Genomic DNA, 15,924 nt, shown 5'->3' with positions numbered 1-15,924 from the left:
GCAACATGAACGCGCTTCGATCTCACAGGACTTATGCCCTGATCAGAGCCTGTAGGCGATGCTGTCGTTCCAAAAGCGATCAAGCCGCTGCAGAGAACGGTTCATAGCTGTAAACTCTTCAACCTGAATGCCGCCGACCTGCTCAATGGACGCAATGTGGCGCTGATAAAGCGACTGCACCTGATCGGCAATTTCATTGCCCTTATCCGTCAGGCTAACTCGAACCGAGCGACGGTCGGTGCTTGAGCGCTCATGATGAATAAAGCCCATATCGACCAGTTTCTTCAGATTGTAGGAAACATTGGAACCAAGATAATAGCCGCGCGAACGCAATTCACCGGCGGTGAGTTCAGAATTGCCGATGTTAAACAGGAGCAGCGCCTGCGTTGCATTGATGTCGTTGCGGCCATTGCGATCAAATTCGTCCTTGATCACATCAAGCAGACGACGGTGCAGACGCTCAACCAATTGCAATGCTTCGAGATAAAGTGTGCGGAGAGCTGCTTCGGGATTCAAAAGCGGAGCAGATGCATCCATTCTATGTTGTGCATTGTTCATTTCTTTTGCCTCTCTGTCGGAGCAGCCTTGCATGAGGCTGCTCTCTTCCTGTTGGTCCGGTGTATTTTCTCACCGTTCTTGAGAGGACTTTAGATGTGATGCATAAAATTCGAATTAAAAGTCAGCCTTAACAGTAGCTTACCAAGAGAAATGCAATTTCAGGCTTAACGTTGTGTTACTGATTGGCTCTTTCAGCTGATAAGCCCGATGCGGGATTGCTGTCTTTTTTCAAGGAAAAGCAGCACACGGAAAACAATATAAATAAGGATGCAGACAACGTTAAAGCCCACCGTCACAGGCCTGTATTCAAAGTCGCGTGCAAAAACTGAATAGATGGCGATTTCGCCAAATGCTGCGATAAACCACAAGACCGGCCCCCATGGCGCGCGCATCCACAGACCGGTCGCCGCGACTGGCAAGAGCAGCGCAAGTGCAACGGTCGCGGTCTGCCATTGCCATGGCATGAGATCGAAACGCCACAGCAAGCCCGGCTGAACCCCAATAAGTTTAATCCAATAATAAACGCCGCTCGCAAGAGCGACGAGTGCAATCATCCTTATAAACCACACAAAGGACCATTCGGTGCCGCTGATTTGTCTATGCTGGTGCAGTTCATCCTGGCGCATCAAAAGCTTAGTTCCCTCTCGCCAAGATTAGCAAAATACGCATTGACCATTTCCGGCTTTACTTCATCAATTGAAGCCGGCTTCCAGACTGGCGCGCCGTCCTTATCGATCAGCACAGCACGCACACCCTCATAAAAATCATGCTCAGCCAGCATACGCGATGCAATGCGGTATTCCATGCGCATGCAATCATCAAGTTTCAGCGCTCGACCATCAGCAATCTGGCGGAATGTGACAGCCACACTGGTTGGCGAACGTGTGGCAATGACGTTGAGAATATCCGTTGCAGGTTTACTGCCTGCGGCTGCGGCTTTTTCCAAAGCATTGAGGCATTCGGCAAGCGTTGCGTGTTCAAAACTCTCCGCAATGATTTTGCGGGTTTCGGGCGTGGTCTCAAAATCCGGGTACTGCACAGGCGCCAAAGCTGCATCGACATCGGCTTTGGCAATGAGATCGTCGCGAAGGTCTTCGAGCTCACTGGCAGCTACCGCATGGGTCGCGATACCGCTTTGCAGGCAGTCGCCCCAGCGAATGCGGTTGCCGGTGAGTGCAAGATAATAGCCAAAATTGTCATGAAGATGCGGCAGGAAGGCACTTCCACCCACATCCGGGAAGAAACCAATGCCGGTTTCAGGCATCGCAAAAAGCGTGTTTTCCGTCACGATCCGGTGCGAACCATGAACCGAAATACCAGCGCCACCACCCATCACAATGCCATTAAGCAGCGAGATATACGGCTTTGGAAAACGTCCGATGCGGGCATTGAGCCGATACTCATCACGGAAAAATTCAAAGGCGGGTGTGCCTTCGCGTCCTGCTTTATAGGCTGCAACAACGTCGCCGCCTGCACAGAAGGCGCGGCCTTCGCCTTCGATAATAACGCAGGCGACATCCGGGTCTGTTGCCCAGGCCTGCAAAGCGCGGTCGAGGGCGAGAATCATTTTATGCGTCAGAGCATTGAGCGCGGATGTGCGCGTCAGTTTCACCAGCCCCGCTTTTCCCTTGCGCTCAAAGCTGATTTCACTGCCACCACCGAAATCGATTTGCATCATGTCTCTCCCCTATGACCAAAGCGACTCCCGTCATGACTGAATCGCTGAAACCACTTTAACCATTTTTCTTACGCAAAGCCGCTACAACCTGCGCAAAGCCGCTACGCACTTTTGCTGGAAATGCTTTAATGGGTAGAAAGTGAAACGCCCCGCGTCAATCCTGCACAGGCCATTGTGCTTGGTTTAGCCACTTTTCCCGTGATAAACCGTGCCCATCTGATAACAAGCTTCCGAACCGTTAGATTCCCAAGCTTTCTTCTCTCGGGAACATTTATATGACTGATCGTTTGTCCAACATTTCTTCTGCCAACATTTCAGCTCACGTCGATGATGTGACGCAAAGTCGTCGTCTGCGCCGAATGCGCAAGGCTGACTGGTCGCGCAGACTGGTGCAGGAAACACATCTGACGGTCGATGATCTGGTCCTGCCATTTTTCCTGACTTGCGGAACCAATGTCCGCGAACCAGTGGACGCGATGCCGGGACTTGAACGCTATTCAGTGGATATGGCTGTACGCATGGCCGAGAAAGCCGCCAAGCTCGGTATTCCGGCGATTGCCCCTTTCCCGCGCGAAAAAGCGGAAGTCAAAACAGAAGATGGTGCTTTCGTCGCAAGCCCCGACAATCTGATCAATAGCGCCGTGCGTGCGATCAAAAAAGAAGTACCGGAAATCGGCATCATTACCGATGCAGCACTCGATCCGTTCACAACGCATGGCCATGACGGTGTGTTGCGGGATGGTGAGATCATCAATGATGAATCGGTTGCAATGATCGTTCGCGGCGCGCTCGCCCAGGCCGAAGCCGGTGCCGATATTATCGCACCGTCCGATATGATGGACGGACGGATCGGCGCTATTCGTCAGGCGCTGGATGCCCATGGCTTCCACCATGTGCCCATCATGTCCTATGCAACAAAATTCGCATCCGCCTTCTATGGACCATACCGCGATGCAATCGGGACCGCCGGTCTGCTGAAAGGCGACAAGAAGACCTATTATATTGATCCTGCAAACCCTGACGAAGCGGTGCGCGAGGCTGAACAGGATGTGGCTGAAGGCGCAGACATGCTGATGGTCAAGCCTGGAATGCCTTATCTCGACATCATCCATCGCCTCAAGAGCACATTCCGCCTGCCGACTTATGCCTATCAGGTATCAGGCGAATATTCGATGATCAAAGCGGCCGGCATGAATGGCTGGATTGACGAAGAAAAAGTTATCATGGAAAGCCTGCTGGCATTCAAACGCGCAGGCTGTGATGGCATTCTGACCTATTTTGCACTTGATGTTGCCGAAAAGCTGAACAGTCAGCGCTGACAGGTCGAAATATTATTTCCTTGAAATAGCCAGCTTCGTACACCACCTTGAAACTGTTCCGCATTGGGCGGAACAGCGGACGGCTGTTCCCGGACGTGTCTTTACAAGGACTGGAAGGAAAAATGTCCGACAATATTCTGCACGGCGAAATCATGGGCCCGCGTTTTGAAAGCCGCGCTTTTTTTGAAGGCGTGCGCACACGCCGCATTATGGCTTTTCTGATCGACTATCTCATTGTCTTTCTTTTATGCATTCCGGCTGCAATCGTGATTTTCGTTCTGGGCATCATAACGCTTTCACTGGGGTGGGCGCTTTATGCGTTCATGTTCCCGATCGTCGCGCTGCTATATGTATCGCGCACGCTAGGCGGACCTCAGCAGGCCACAAATGGCATGCAGATGATGAACATCAAACTGGTGCGCCTTGAGGGCGGGAGCGTCGATCCAATGCTTGCAGTGGTTCACACGGTTCTTTTCTGGGGTTTAAATGTTGTTCTTACACCGCTGATCCTGCTCGCGACACTGGTGATTGACCGTAAGCGCACCGTGCATGACCTGTTGCTTGGAACTGCAGTTATCCGTTCGGATCGTTAATCATCAAAAAAATTCAGGGTCGGCTGCACAAAATGTCTATTGACGTTTTGGACAGCCGGCTCAATCTTTAAAGCAGAAGAGATGGTTCGGCATTGCCGTTTCGTGGATATTGGATGACCCATCAACCGCAACAGTCTCCGCAGTTTTTCTTAACGGCTCCATCGCCCTGCCCCTATCTTGACGGCCAGATGGAGCGGAAGGTCTTCACACATCTTGTGGGTGATAAGGCCAACGAAATCAATGACCTGCTGACACAGGGTGGTTTTCGCCGCTCACAGAATATTGCCTATCGCCCAGCCTGCGAGCTTTGCCGCGCCTGTGTTTCGGTGCGCATTCTGACGGGCGAATTCGAAATGAACCGCAGTATGCGCCGGGTCTGGAATCAGAATCGTGATCTGATTGGTCGCCAGCACAACGCCCAACCAAGCACAGAGCAATATGCCCTTTTCCGTGACTACCTGGATGCCCGTCACCATTCAGGTGGCATGTCCGATATGACGGTACTCGATTATGCGATGATGGTCGAAGACACCCATGTCAACACGCAGATTATCGAATATCGCAGACGCGGGCCGGACAGTTTTATCAGTGCCAAGGGCGATGGAGAGTTGATCGCGGTAGCGCTCACTGACGTGATGGCGGATGGCCTGTCGATGGTCTATTCCTTTTTCACGCCGCATATGCATGAGCGTTCGCTCGGAACTTTCATGATCCTCGATCATATCCAGCGTGCACGCACGGCTGGCCTTCCCTACGTCTATCTTGGCTATTGGGTCGAGGGATCGCGCAAGATGCAATATAAGACGCGCTTCAGGCCGCAAGAGCATCTTAGCCCACGCGGCTGGCAGAAATTTGAGGGTTAGAAACAATAAGGGCGGCACAGGCCGCCTTTATTTTAAAACTTGCCCGAACGCGGGAAACCCTTCGGAACAAGACGCCCAGCAGAGGCACGGGCCGCAATCCACTCGACGAGTTCTTCCTTGCTGCGATTGAAAGTACGATCTGCCGAATCCTGCCATGACAGGCCATCAGCGATTGCGAAAGTGCGTACATCGGACACGCCGCCATCCTTATATTTCTGCAAACGAACGCCCTTGCCGCGTGTCATTTCAGGAATGTCCGAAAGCGGGAAGACAACCATCTTCCGGTTCTCGCCCACGACGGCAATGTGATCACCCGAAATGCGCTGGCAAAGCTTGGCTTCATCCGGCGCCTTCACATTCATCACCTGCTTACCCTTGCGGGTATTGGCGACCGCTTCATTCTCAGACACGATGAAGCCATTGCCTTCATGTGATACGAGCAAAAGCTTGGCTTGCGGATCATGGACAAAGGCGGTCAGGATATCCTGATCATTTTCCATATCAACGAGGATGCGGATCGGTTCGCCATGGCCGCGACCGCCCGGAAGCGTGTTCGCACCAATGGTGAAGAATTTGCCACCTGTCGTGAAGAACAGAAGCTTGTCCGTCGTTTCCGCATGGAATGCGAGCTTGAGTTTATCGCCTTCCTTAAACGAAAGCGTCGAGAAATCGGCCATATGGCCCTTCATCGCGCGCAACCAGCCCTTTTCAGACACGACTATTGTGACTGGCTCACGCTCAATCATCGCTTGATGAATGTCTTCAAGATCATGTGTCGGCGCTTCAGCAAAGGTGCTGCGACGCTTGCCCAGTTTGGTTGCCGGTCCAAATTTCTCGCGGACGGCTTTGATCTCAGCGCTGATCTTTTTCCACTGGCGTGTGCCCGAAGCCAGCAGGCCTTCAATATCCGTCTTCTCAGCGGTCAGACCGTCGAATTCTTTGCGGATTTCAAATTCTTCAAGCTTGCGCAAAGAGCGCAAGCGCATATTGAGGATCGCTTCGGCCTGATTATCCGTCAACTCAAAGGTTCGGATCAGCTCCTGCTTCGGTTCATCCTCCTCACGGATGATGCGGATAACTTCATCAAGATTGAGATAAGCAATCAACAAACCGCCAAGGATTTCCAGTCGCTTCTCAATTTCTGCCAGACGATATTCAGAGCGGCGAACCAGCACTTCCTTGCGGTGTTCAAGCCATTCCCTGAGCACGCCGCCCAGTGAGAGAACATTCGGCACCTTACCATGCGAAAGCACGTTCATGTTGAGCGAAACGCGGTTCTCAAGCTCGGTCAGCTTGAACAGCGATTCCATCAGCAACTCAGGATCAACCGTGCGGTTCTTCGGTTCAAGAACAATGCGGATATCTTCCGCAGACTCATCGCGAATATCGTCGAGCAGCGGCAACTTCTTGGCCAGAAGCAATTCCGCAATCTTCTCGATCAGGCGCGACTTCTGAACCTGATATGGAATCTCAGTGACAACAATCACCCAGGTTCCGCGATTGCCTTCTTCCTTCTCCCAGCGTGCGCGTGCGCGGAAAGAACCACGCCCGGTGCGATAGGCTTCGACAATATTGGCATGATCTTCGACCAGAATACCGCCGGTTGGGAAATCGGGACCCCGCACCTTGCACTTCAAAAGGGCCGCAGGATCGCTTTCCGCTTCCTTCTTCAACTCTTCCCATTGTTGAGGTGACGTGATCAGTTCCTCAACACTCGCGTCGGGATGATTGATGAGATACAGCGCCGATGAGCAAAGCTCCGCCACATTATGCGGCGGAATATTGGTGGCCATGCCGACCGCAATACCGGCCGAGCCATTGGCCAGCAGGTTCGGGAATGCGCCCGGAAGGACGATGGGCTCCTCGTCCTCTTCATTATAGGTCGGGCGGAAATCAATGGCATTTTCATTGATGCCTTCAAGCAGCAATGTTGCCACTTCGGTCATACGCGCTTCAGTATAGCGCATGGCCGCCGCATTATCGCCGTCGATATTGCCGAAATTGCCCTGCCCGTCCACGAGCGGATAACGCACGGCAAAATCCTGTGCCAGACGTACAAGCGCATCGTAAATCGAGGCGTCGCCATGGGGGTGGAATTTACCCATCACGTCGCCAACGATACGCGCGCATTTCGCATAGGCCTGATCGGGATTGAGGCGCAGCAGACGCATTGCATGCATGATGCGGCGATGCACCGGCTTCAGGCCATCGCGCACATCCGGCAGCGCACGATGCATGATCGTGGACAGCGCATAAGCGAGATAGCGCTCCTCGAGAGCTGACTTAAGATCAACCCGTTCGATGTGTTCTTCGCCGTCACCCGGCGGAATCAGACTTTTACCCATGCCTATCCGTACCAATTGCGCGATTCGTCAGCAAGTAGAGATGAGAACCAATCCAGTACATTCGTCGTAAATATGCCGTCATTGATCTCCTATAAAGAAAATGTAGTGATTTTCTCCACAGCTATCATTGGATGAACAAATCGGGCTGTTTTTCCATTTGTAAAAGCTTATGTAGGCATTTGAATTTTTACCCAATAATCAGGAGCCAATAAATGCAGGTTTTCGTTCTTAGCAAGCAGGCCGCGCGCGTCTTCGCGGCAAGTACGGCACTCTCGCTCGTTCTTGGCAGCGCAGCAATGGCTGCTGATGCGAATGCAGTCGCTGAACGCATCAAGGCACTCTACACAAAGCAGGGTGGCGCGTTAAGCTTTACCAATGTCAAAGCAGATGGCTCTGACATTGTGCTTGAAGGGACCAAGATCAAGCTTGCAACGGTTTCCGACAAGGAAATGGCTGTTGGCGACGTTACGCTTGAAAATGTACAGGACGCCGCAGACGGCGGATACAGCATTGAAAAAGTCACTGTTCCTGACATGGACATCCCTGCTGGCGAAGCAAACAAAAATGACAAGGTTTCCATCAAAGGCATCTCGATGGAAAACGTCTCGATTCCATCCGAAAAGGCTGAAGGTGCGCTCAACCAGATCCTTTTCTACGACAAGATGAAAATCGATGAAATGGCATTCGGAACACCAGGTGAAGATGGGGCAACCGTCGAAGGCCTCGAAGTTTCGCTGAATGCAGCCGACCGTTCCGAAAAAATCGATTATGCGCTGAACATTGCCAGTGTAAATGCGAACTTCAAAGATGATGAAAAGAACCCGCTGGCGCCCCTCGACATGACCGCCTTCAATGGCTCGGTCGCATCGAAAGGTACATGGTCGCCGAAGTCTGGTGATGCATCCCTTGATCAGTTTGAAATCAATGCAACGGATTTAGGCAAAATTGACATTACCGGTGCACTTGCTGGCTATGATATTGCCTTCCTCGAAGCTGTTCAGAAAACCCAGCAGAACATGACCAATGCAGATGCCGATAAGGATGCTGCCGGTCTGGCGATTCTCGGCCTTGCTGAACAACTCAGCCTCAAGAACCTGACAATCCGCTTTGACAATAAAACTCTCACCCAGAAGCTGCTCGACTATTATGGCAAGCAGCAGGGCGCTGACGGCAAAGCGCTTGGTGAACAGCTTAAAATGATGGTGCCGCTGATGGCAACACAGCTCAAGAATCCAGAGTTTGCCCAGCAGCTGAAGACTGCGGCTGAAAAGTATTTTGACGATCCCAAATCGCTGACAATCAGCGCATCTCCAGATCAGTCGGTCAGCTTTGCATCCATCGTTGCAACAGCGTCACTTGATCCGACGAAGATTATCCCGCTTCTCAAAATCGGCGTAGAAGCCAACAACTGATCATAGACAAATTGGTTCAACGAAAACCGGTGAGCGCTGCTCACCGGTTTTTTTAACGCCCTAAATAAAAAGCCCAGTCTCGCGACCGGGCTTTTTATTTCAAACTGAGAAGATCAGCTTTTCTGGATTGGTGCTAAGCGAATATGCAGATCGCGCAGCTGTGCTGGCGAGACATCCGAAGGCGCGTTCATCAGAAGATCAAGCGCCTGCTGGTTCATCGGGAACAGCGAGATTTCGCGGAGATTCTTTGCACCAACGAGCAGCATGATCACGCGATCGATACCGGCTGCCATACCGCCATGTGGCGGTGCGCCATACTGGAACGCGCGGTAAAGACCACCGAAACGTTCTTCCACGTCCTGCTGGCTGAGACCAACCTTCTCGAACGCCTTGACCATAACATCCGGCAACTGGTTACGGATCGAACCGGAAGCGATTTCAAAGCCGTTACAGACGAGATCGTACTGGTAAGCCTTGAGCGTCAGCGGGTCCTGCGTTTCCAGTGCTTCCATGCCACCCTGTGGCATCGAGAAAGGGTTGTGCGCGAAGTCGAGCTTCTTGTTGTCTTCGTCCCACTCGTAGAACGGGAAGTCGATGATCCATGCGAGTTCAAAGCGATCACGATCAACGAGGTTCAGTTCTTCACCAGCACGCGTGCGGGCGTCGCCTGCAAATTTGTAGAACTTCGATGGCTGACCGGCTACGAAGAAGCAGGCATCGCCGTCGCCGAGACCAAGCTGCTCACGAAGAGCTTCGGTGCGTTCTTCACCAATGTTCTTGGCAATCGGGCCTGCGCCTTCAAGCTTGTCACCTTCCTTGCGCCAGAAGATGTAGCCAAGACCCGGCTGACCTTCGCCCTGCGCCCATGAATTCATGCGGTCACAGAATGCGCGGCTACCGCCGGTCTTTGCCGGAATCGCCCAGACTTCAACCTTCGGATCGTTCGCGATCATGTTTGCGAAGACCTTAAAGCCGGAACCAGCGAAATGCTCGGTCACTGCCTGCATTTCAATCGGGTTGCGCAGATCAGGCTTGTCCGAACCATAAGTGCGGATCGCATCGTCATAAGGGATGCGGCGGAACTGCTGCGTGACAGGCTTGCCTTCTGCAAACTCTTCAAAGATGCCGCGCATGACAGGTTCCATCGTTTCCCAGATTTCTTCCTGGGTTACGAAGCTCATTTCGAGGTCGAGCTGATAGAATTCGCCCGGCAGACGGTCTGCACGCGGATCTTCATCACGGAAGCAAGGTGCAATCTGGAAGTAGCGGTCGAAACCGGCAACCATCAGAAGCTGCTTGTACTGCTGCGGAGCCTGCGGCAGCGCGTAGAACTTGCCTTCATGGATACGGCTTGGCACGAGGAAGTCGCGCGCGCCTTCCGGTGAGGAAGCCGTCAGGATTGGCGTTGAAAACTCATTGAAGCCGATTTCGGTCATGCGGCGACGCATCGCGCTAATGATCTTCGTGCGGCTCATAATGTTCTTGTGCAGCGTCTCGCGGCGCAGATCAAGGAAGCGGTACTTGAGGCGGATATCTTCCGGGTAATCCGGCTCGCCAAACACTGGCAGCGGCAGTTCTTTGGCTGCGGCCAGAACCTCAATCTCGGTGGCGAAGATTTCAACATCGCCTGTTGGCAGGTTGGCGTTCACCGCATCGCCTGCGCGGGCCTTCACTTCACCATCGACGCGAATAACCCATTCGCCGCGAACGGTCTCAGCAACCTTGAACGCGGGCGAATCAGGATCGGCCACGATCTGCGTGATGCCATAATGGTCACGAAGATCGATGAAGAGAATGCCGCCATGGTCACGGACGCGGTGAACCCAGCCGGACAGACGGACATTGGAACCCACATCCGATTTGCGAAGGGCTGCGCAGGTATGGCTGCGATAACGGTGCATGATTTCTGCCTTTTGGAACTTTATAAATCTTGTGCATGCAAAGCGCTGCAATTTGGGCGGAAAAGCGCATTTTGATCACGCTTTGTCAAGCCGACAGTGTCTGTGTTAAACTAGCTTGACAGAATATGTCGACAAAAATCACTATTTCCGAGTTGTTCCATCGATATATCATTCTTCCGGCGCGCCAGACGGCCTGCGCGTCATTTCTGTTTTAACGGGCATCTTATCCGAAAATCGCTTCACAGTTTTGGGGATGCGCTCTAAAAGAAAAACATGCAGCTCATCACGACCACAGAGGCCCTTGAAGAGGCCGTATCCGCCCTAGCCAAATCCGACTTTGTGACAGTCGATACCGAATTTATTCGGGAAACGACTTTCTGGCCGGAGCTCTGTCTTATTCAGATGGCTTCTCCCGATCACACCGCACTGGTCGATGCCTTGGCGCCGGGGCTGGACCTTGCGCCATTCTTTCGTCTGATGGCGGACCAAAAAGTGGTCAAGGTTTTCCACGCAGCGCGTCAGGACATTGAAATTGTCTTCCATTTGGGCGACCTGATCCCCTCGCCGATTTTCGACAGTCAGGTGGCCGCGATGGTTTGCGGCTTTGGCGACGCTATTTCCTATGATGCTCTGGTGCAGAAAGTCACCGGAAAACATATCGACAAATCATCACGCTTTACCGACTGGCGCCGCCGTCCACTGTCTGAAAAGCAACTCGATTATGCGCTGGCTGATGTTACCTATCTGCGCGACATCTATCTTTATCTCAAAGCAGAATTGGAAAAAGAAGGGCGCTGCGAGTGGGTCAATGAGGAAATGGCCGTGCTGAGCGCGCGCGAAACCTATGATCTGCACCCGGATGATGCATGGAAGCGCGTGAAAACCCGGATGCGCAAGCCAATTGAGCTTGCGATCGTACAATCGGTTGCGGCATGGCGCGAACGCGAAGCACGCGAACGCAACGTTCCACGTGGCCGCGTTATCAAGGACGACACGATTGCTGAAATCGCCCAGCAGCAGCCAAAAGATGCAGAAGCGCTTGGACGTCTGCGTTCGATCCCAAAAGGCTGGGAACGTTCGGCTCAGGCGGCAGGTTTGGTAAACGCCATTCAGGCTGCACTGGCTATTCCAAAAGAAGACCTGCCAAAGTTGCCAAAACAATCGCATTCACCTGAAGGCAGCGCGGCCGCAGCAGATATTCTTAAGGTCCTGCTCAAGCTTGTGACCGAAGAACACGGTGTGGCAGCCAAGATCGTCGCAAACTCCGACGATATCGACAAGATCGCCGCCGAAGGCGAAAAAGCCAATGTTCCAGCCCTTCAAGGCTGGCGCCGTGAAGTTTTTGGTCAGAAAGCGCTTGATCTGATTGATGGCAAGATTGGTATCAAGTTCGAAAACCGGCGTATTCAAGCGGTTGACCTGAACTAAATCAAAAGGCCGGCGGAGAAAACTCCTGCCGGCCTTTTCATGGATAACTTCTGATACGTTTAATGATGCTCGTTTGCGTCAATCGCGCTGTCACCGACGGCGAAGTAAAGGTTTTTTCCCGTCAGTTTTGCAAGCTGTTGCAACCGCCCCTCTGGACGATCCGAAATAAGATCAGCCAGATCGCCAGGCACGACCAGCGCAATGCCATTTTCTTCTTCACGCCAATAAAGACGTGGGATCACGCCCGGCATGGATGCGGAAAGCAGATAGATCACGCGCAGCAAAGCCCCCAGAAGCTTTGCCCGCTCGCGCAGGCGCGGTGTGGCAAGCTGGAGAATCTCCGGCGCAATCTCGTCTTCAACCAATCCTTCATGGCGATAGTAGTTGGCGATTGCCATATAAGAACGGCCCGGATGATCGATACCGCCGAATGAGCCATGCGCAATAATGTTGAGCGCCTGCGAGCCGCGATAATCAGGATGCGCGCGCCAGCTGATGTCAGCCACCAGACAGGCTGCCTGTCTGTAACGGCCTTCATCTTCGGTTTCATCAAACCCAAGCACCGGCAAGGAAAGCGTTGTCCATGTTGCAAGCTCCCGGGCGTGGCGCGGTGAACGCGAACGCAGGATCGCCAGCTCTTCCGCCGATGCCAGAAGCGGATCAAGCCGCTGCTCGTTTTTAGGCAACAGTGAATAAAGATAGCCTTCACGCACACCCAGCGCCGAGAACACAATCTTGGATGGCTTCATGCGACGGATGGTTTCAAGCAAAACCGTAGCGCCATAGCCAAGCAACTGACGGCGGTTTTTCGACACCGCTTCAATGCCGCGCATTGTGTCGATATTGCCTTTGGCAACACGTGTGAGAAAGCTTTTGGCTTCCACAGGGTCCATCTCATAGCCATGCATGACATGCAGCGGATAATGCTTGGCCGTCATGTGCAGCTTTGCGAGGTTTCGCCAAGTACCGCCCACAGCATAAAAGACTTGCCCCTGATGCTCTTCAAGAAGGGTTGCACGCGCCAATTCCGTACGGGCAATCTTCGCCGCTTCCGGCAGTTGCTCGTTGGACATATCCTGCAAGCGCAGACCGCCCAATGGAAGGGTAATGCCCTCCCCGACCTCATGGTCATTGACGGCAACCAGCTCCAGGCTACCACCGCCAAGGTCGCCGGTTACGCCTTGCGGTTTGTAAAAACCTGAAATGATACCCAAAGCGGAGTAGTAAGCTTCTTCTTTGCCGGACAACACTTCAATGTGCCGTCCAAGAATAGCCTCGGCCTGAGAAATGAAATCGGGGCCGTTTTTTGCTTCGCGTGCGGCGGCAGTTGCCAGCGCATGAATGGAGATCGCCCCCGCCTGTTCGGCCAGAACGCGAAAACGCTTCAATGCGCGCAGCGCGATATCGACAGATTTCTCATTGAGTTTTCCGGTCTTGGCCAGTCCTTTGCCAAGACCACAGAGAAGCTTTTCGTTGAAAAGCACTGTCGGAGACCGGACAATGCCTTCATAAACGACAACACGGATCGAGTTGGAACCGATATCGATAACCGCAACGGGTTTAAGACCCTTCAATCGGCCTTGTGCGACTGCTGGACTCATGAAGTCGTGTTTCTTTCCGCCTGCACACGCTTACGATGCGCAATGAGACGGGGGGCAGATGACTTCAGCGACTTTCCGCGACCCGACAAGCTCGGATTTGTCATGAAATATTCCTGCGCGTTGAAAGCTTCTTCTCCATCCTCTTTTTCTATCCGGCGAGAGGTACCATCCGCAAGTAGCTGATAGCTCTGTTGGTTATCAATTATGTTGGCAAACATGATTTGAGACAGGATTTGCTGGTGCACAGTGGCATTGGTGATCGGCACCAGTGTCTCGACGCGACGGTCTAGATTACGCGGCATCATGTCGGCGGAACCGATATAGACGATCGCCTTGTCGGAAGGCAGATCATGGCCGTTTCCGAAGCAGAAAATGCGGCTATGCTCGAGAAAACGCCCGACAATCGACTTGGCGCGAATGTTGTCCGAAAGGCCCGGAACGCCCGGCCGCAGACAGCAGATGCCACGCACGACAAGGTCCACATGCACACCAGCCTGGCTGGCCTTGTAAAGTGCATCAATAATCTGTGGATCAACGAGCGAGTTCATCTTCATCCAGATGGCCGCCGGCTTCCCGGCCTTCGCATTGGCGATCTCGTCATCAATATGCTTCAAGATTCGCGCGCGCAATGTCAGTGGTGAAATCGCAATTTTCATTTCTTCAGCAGGCTGCGCATAGCCGGTGATGAAGTTAAAGATATGTGCCACGTCACGCGCAATGTCGGCATCGGACGTGAAGAAAGACAGGTCGGTGTAAATGCGCGCCGTAATCGGATGATAATTGCCCGTGCCAAGGTGAACATAGGAGCGCAGTTTCTGATCTTCACGGCGGACGACCAATGACATCTTTGCGTGCGTTTTCAGTTCGATAAAGCCAAACACCACCTGAACGCCTGCGCGCTCCAGATCGCGCGCCCAGCGGATATTTGCTTCTTCGTCAAAACGCGCCTTGAGCTCAACAAGGGCCGTCACCGACTTGCCAGCTTCTGCCGCATCAACCAGCGCGCGCACGATTGGGCTATCGTTGGAGGTACGGTACAATGTCTGCTTGATTGCCAGCACATCCGGGTCAGCCGCAGCCTGACGCAGGAACTGCACCACGACGTCAAATGACTCATAGGGATGGTGAACCACGATATCCTTTTCACGAATCGCGGCAAAGCAATCGCCGCCATGTTCGCGGATACGTTCAGGGAAACGCGGATTATAGGAAACAAATTTGAGATCATCGCGCGGAATCGAAACAACTTCCGAAATCATGTTGAGTGCTAAAAGACCTTGGAGAACACTGATACGGTTTTCCGAGACGCCAAGTTCTGTCGCCACAAAAATCCGAAGTGCCTCGGGCATTTCTCCATCAAACTCAATGCGGATAACCTGACCGCGGCGGCGGCGTTTCAACGCTGTTTCAAAAAGACGAACCAGATCTTCGGCTTCTTCTTCCACTTCAATGTCGCTGTCGCGAATGATGCGGAAAGTGCCTGCGCCACGCACTTCATAACCGGGGAACAGGCGACCGATAAACAGGCTGACCGCATCTTCAATTGTGATGAAGCGGAAAGCATTCTGCTGTTCTGGAGGAAGCTGAATGAAGCGCTTCAAGGCAACCGGAATACGCAAGAGGGCTGTCATTGGATGGCCATCGAGACGGCGCGCGAGTTGCAACGCGATCGAAAAGCCAAGGTTTGGAATGAACGGGAACGGATGCGCCGGATCAATTGAAAGCGGTGTCAGAACCGGGAAAATCGTTTCCAGGAAGTGGCTTTCCAGCCATTCCTTTTCTGTGTTCGACAAAGCCGATGGACGCACGATCTCGATATTCTCTTTTTCAAGTTCTTCACGCAGCGTGCGCAAACACGCCTGCTGCCCCTCCTGCAAGCGACCGACCTCTTCCAGAACGAAATCAAGCTGCTCCTGTGGCGTGCGACCATCCGCACTGCGCAAGGCAACGCCTGCACGCACCTGCGCGGCAAGGCCCGCGATGCGCACCATGAAAAACTCATCAAGATTTGCCGCTGAAATCGACAGAAAACGCAAACGTTCCAGCAAGGGCTGGCGAATGTTGGCCGCTTCTTCCAGCACACGACGATTGAACTGCAACCACGAAAACTCACGATTAACGAAGCGTTCAGGGCTTTGCATCAGCTCGGCTGTCTTGTCACTGTTCAAAGCTTCGTGAGCATTCTGAGCAATGACGGACTTCTGGCCCATGGAATGGCCATTTTCC

The 15,924-nt window shown here is 53.0% G+C and carries 12 protein-coding genes; 5 read left to right on the top strand and 7 right to left on the bottom strand.

What is annotated here, in order from left to right:
* Nucleotides 1–42: 42 nt before the first annotated feature.
* The 3 genes from ldtR to ABE530_RS03895 form a co-directional block, all read right to left on the bottom strand.
* Nucleotides 43–558 (bottom strand): transcriptional regulator LdtR, encoded by a 516-nt coding sequence (ldtR, locus tag ABE530_RS03905; RefSeq protein WP_499693625.1) that lies wholly within the window; start codon nucleotides 556–558, stop codon nucleotides 43–45.
* Between the two features lie 191 nt (nucleotides 559–749).
* On the bottom strand, nucleotides 750–1,184 hold the full coding sequence (locus ABE530_RS03900) for a DUF6163 family protein (protein ID WP_265983376.1): 435 nt from the start codon (nucleotides 1,182–1,184) through the stop codon (nucleotides 750–752).
* A complete protein-coding gene (locus ABE530_RS03895; RefSeq protein WP_499693669.1) occupies nucleotides 1,184–2,233 on the bottom strand; it encodes an enoyl-CoA hydratase/isomerase family protein in 1,050 nt (349 codons plus the stop codon). Before ABE530_RS03895 ends, ABE530_RS03900 begins: the two co-directional genes overlap by 1 nt.
* Before the next feature lie 278 nt (nucleotides 2,234–2,511).
* On the opposite strand from ABE530_RS03895, the gene hemB reads away from it, so the two are divergent.
* From hemB to ABE530_RS03880, 3 genes are all read left to right on the top strand, one after another.
* The gene (hemB, locus tag ABE530_RS03890) at nucleotides 2,512–3,555 is read left to right on the top strand and encodes a porphobilinogen synthase (RefSeq protein WP_265983375.1); all 1,044 of its coding nucleotides are present in this window, start codon (nucleotides 2,512–2,514) and stop codon (nucleotides 3,553–3,555) included.
* Between the two features lie 122 nt (nucleotides 3,556–3,677).
* Complete coding sequence (locus ABE530_RS03885; protein WP_499693624.1) at nucleotides 3,678–4,148, top strand: RDD family protein; 471 nt, start codon at nucleotides 3,678–3,680, stop codon at nucleotides 4,146–4,148.
* A gap of 113 nt (nucleotides 4,149–4,261) precedes the next feature.
* Nucleotides 4,262–5,011, top strand: coding sequence for an arginyltransferase (locus tag ABE530_RS03880; protein WP_265983373.1), 750 nt, complete (start codon nucleotides 4,262–4,264; stop codon nucleotides 5,009–5,011).
* Between the two features lie 32 nt (nucleotides 5,012–5,043).
* Here ABE530_RS03880 and ABE530_RS03875 read toward each other — a convergent pair whose 3' ends face one another.
* On the bottom strand, nucleotides 5,044–7,356 hold the full coding sequence (locus ABE530_RS03875; protein ID WP_499693623.1) for a DNA topoisomerase IV subunit A: 2,313 nt from the start codon (nucleotides 7,354–7,356) through the stop codon (nucleotides 5,044–5,046).
* Nucleotides 7,357–7,568: 212 nt separating this feature from the next.
* Between ABE530_RS03875 and ABE530_RS03870 the strand changes: the two genes are divergently transcribed.
* Nucleotides 7,569–8,768, top strand: a complete 1,200-nt coding sequence (locus ABE530_RS03870) for an aq_1923 C-terminal domain (protein WP_265983371.1) — start codon at nucleotides 7,569–7,571, stop codon at nucleotides 8,766–8,768.
* A gap of 113 nt (nucleotides 8,769–8,881) precedes the next feature.
* Here the strand turns inward: ABE530_RS03870 and aspS are convergent, their stop codons facing one another.
* Nucleotides 8,882–10,669, bottom strand: a complete 1,788-nt coding sequence (aspS, locus tag ABE530_RS03865) for an aspartate--tRNA ligase (RefSeq protein ID WP_499693622.1) — start codon at nucleotides 10,667–10,669, stop codon at nucleotides 8,882–8,884.
* A gap of 273 nt (nucleotides 10,670–10,942) precedes the next feature.
* Here aspS and rnd point away from each other — a divergent pair, with 273 nt between their 5' ends.
* Nucleotides 10,943–12,097 (top strand): ribonuclease D, encoded by a 1,155-nt coding sequence (gene rnd, locus ABE530_RS03860; protein ID WP_265983369.1) that lies wholly within the window; start codon nucleotides 10,943–10,945, stop codon nucleotides 12,095–12,097.
* Between the two features lie 59 nt (nucleotides 12,098–12,156).
* Here the strand turns inward: rnd and ppx are convergent, their stop codons facing one another.
* Together ppx and ABE530_RS03850 are read right to left on the bottom strand one after the other, a co-directional pair.
* Entirely contained in the window at nucleotides 12,157–13,698 is a 1,542-nt protein-coding gene (ppx, locus tag ABE530_RS03855) for an exopolyphosphatase (protein ID WP_499693621.1), read from the bottom strand.
* The gene (locus ABE530_RS03850) at nucleotides 13,695–15,908 is read right to left on the bottom strand and encodes an RNA degradosome polyphosphate kinase (protein ID WP_499693668.1); all 2,214 of its coding nucleotides are present in this window, start codon (nucleotides 15,906–15,908) and stop codon (nucleotides 13,695–13,697) included. Before ABE530_RS03850 ends, ppx begins: the two co-directional genes overlap by 4 nt.
* Nucleotides 15,909–15,924: the final 16 nt, after the last annotated feature.

It is taken from the genome of Brucella sp. TWI559 (assembly GCF_039674265.1).
GTDB lineage: Bacteria > Pseudomonadota > Alphaproteobacteria > Rhizobiales > Rhizobiaceae > Brucella > Brucella chromiisoli.
Note: the sequence above shows the minus strand (reverse complement) of the source record. Positions and strands in the feature narration are given on the sequence as shown.

Coding starts and splice junctions, on each gene's coding strand:
- ldtR (WP_499693625.1), bottom strand. CDS start 558: ATGAACAATGCACAACATAGAATGGATGCATCTGCTCCGCTTTTGAAT.
- ABE530_RS03900 (WP_265983376.1), bottom strand. CDS start 1,184: ATGCGCCAGGATGAACTGCACCAGCATAGACAAATCAGCGGCACCGAA.
- ABE530_RS03895 (WP_499693669.1), bottom strand. CDS start 2,233: ATGCAAATCGATTTCGGTGGTGGCAGTGAAATCAGCTTTGAGCGCAAG.
- hemB (WP_265983375.1), top strand. CDS start 2,512: ATGACTGATCGTTTGTCCAACATTTCTTCTGCCAACATTTCAGCTCAC.
- ABE530_RS03885 (WP_499693624.1), top strand. CDS start 3,678: ATGTCCGACAATATTCTGCACGGCGAAATCATGGGCCCGCGTTTTGAA.
- ABE530_RS03880 (WP_265983373.1), top strand. CDS start 4,262: ATGACCCATCAACCGCAACAGTCTCCGCAGTTTTTCTTAACGGCTCCA.
- ABE530_RS03875 (WP_499693623.1), bottom strand. CDS start 7,356: ATGGGTAAAAGTCTGATTCCGCCGGGTGACGGCGAAGAACACATCGAA.
- ABE530_RS03870 (WP_265983371.1), top strand. CDS start 7,569: ATGCAGGTTTTCGTTCTTAGCAAGCAGGCCGCGCGCGTCTTCGCGGCA.
- aspS (WP_499693622.1), bottom strand. CDS start 10,669: ATGCACCGTTATCGCAGCCATACCTGCGCAGCCCTTCGCAAATCGGAT.
- rnd (WP_265983369.1), top strand. CDS start 10,943: ATGCAGCTCATCACGACCACAGAGGCCCTTGAAGAGGCCGTATCCGCC.
- ppx (WP_499693621.1), bottom strand. CDS start 13,698: ATGAGTCCAGCAGTCGCACAAGGCCGATTGAAGGGTCTTAAACCCGTT.
- ABE530_RS03850 (WP_499693668.1), bottom strand. CDS start 15,908: ATGGGCCAGAAGTCCGTCATTGCTCAGAATGCTCACGAAGCTTTGAAC.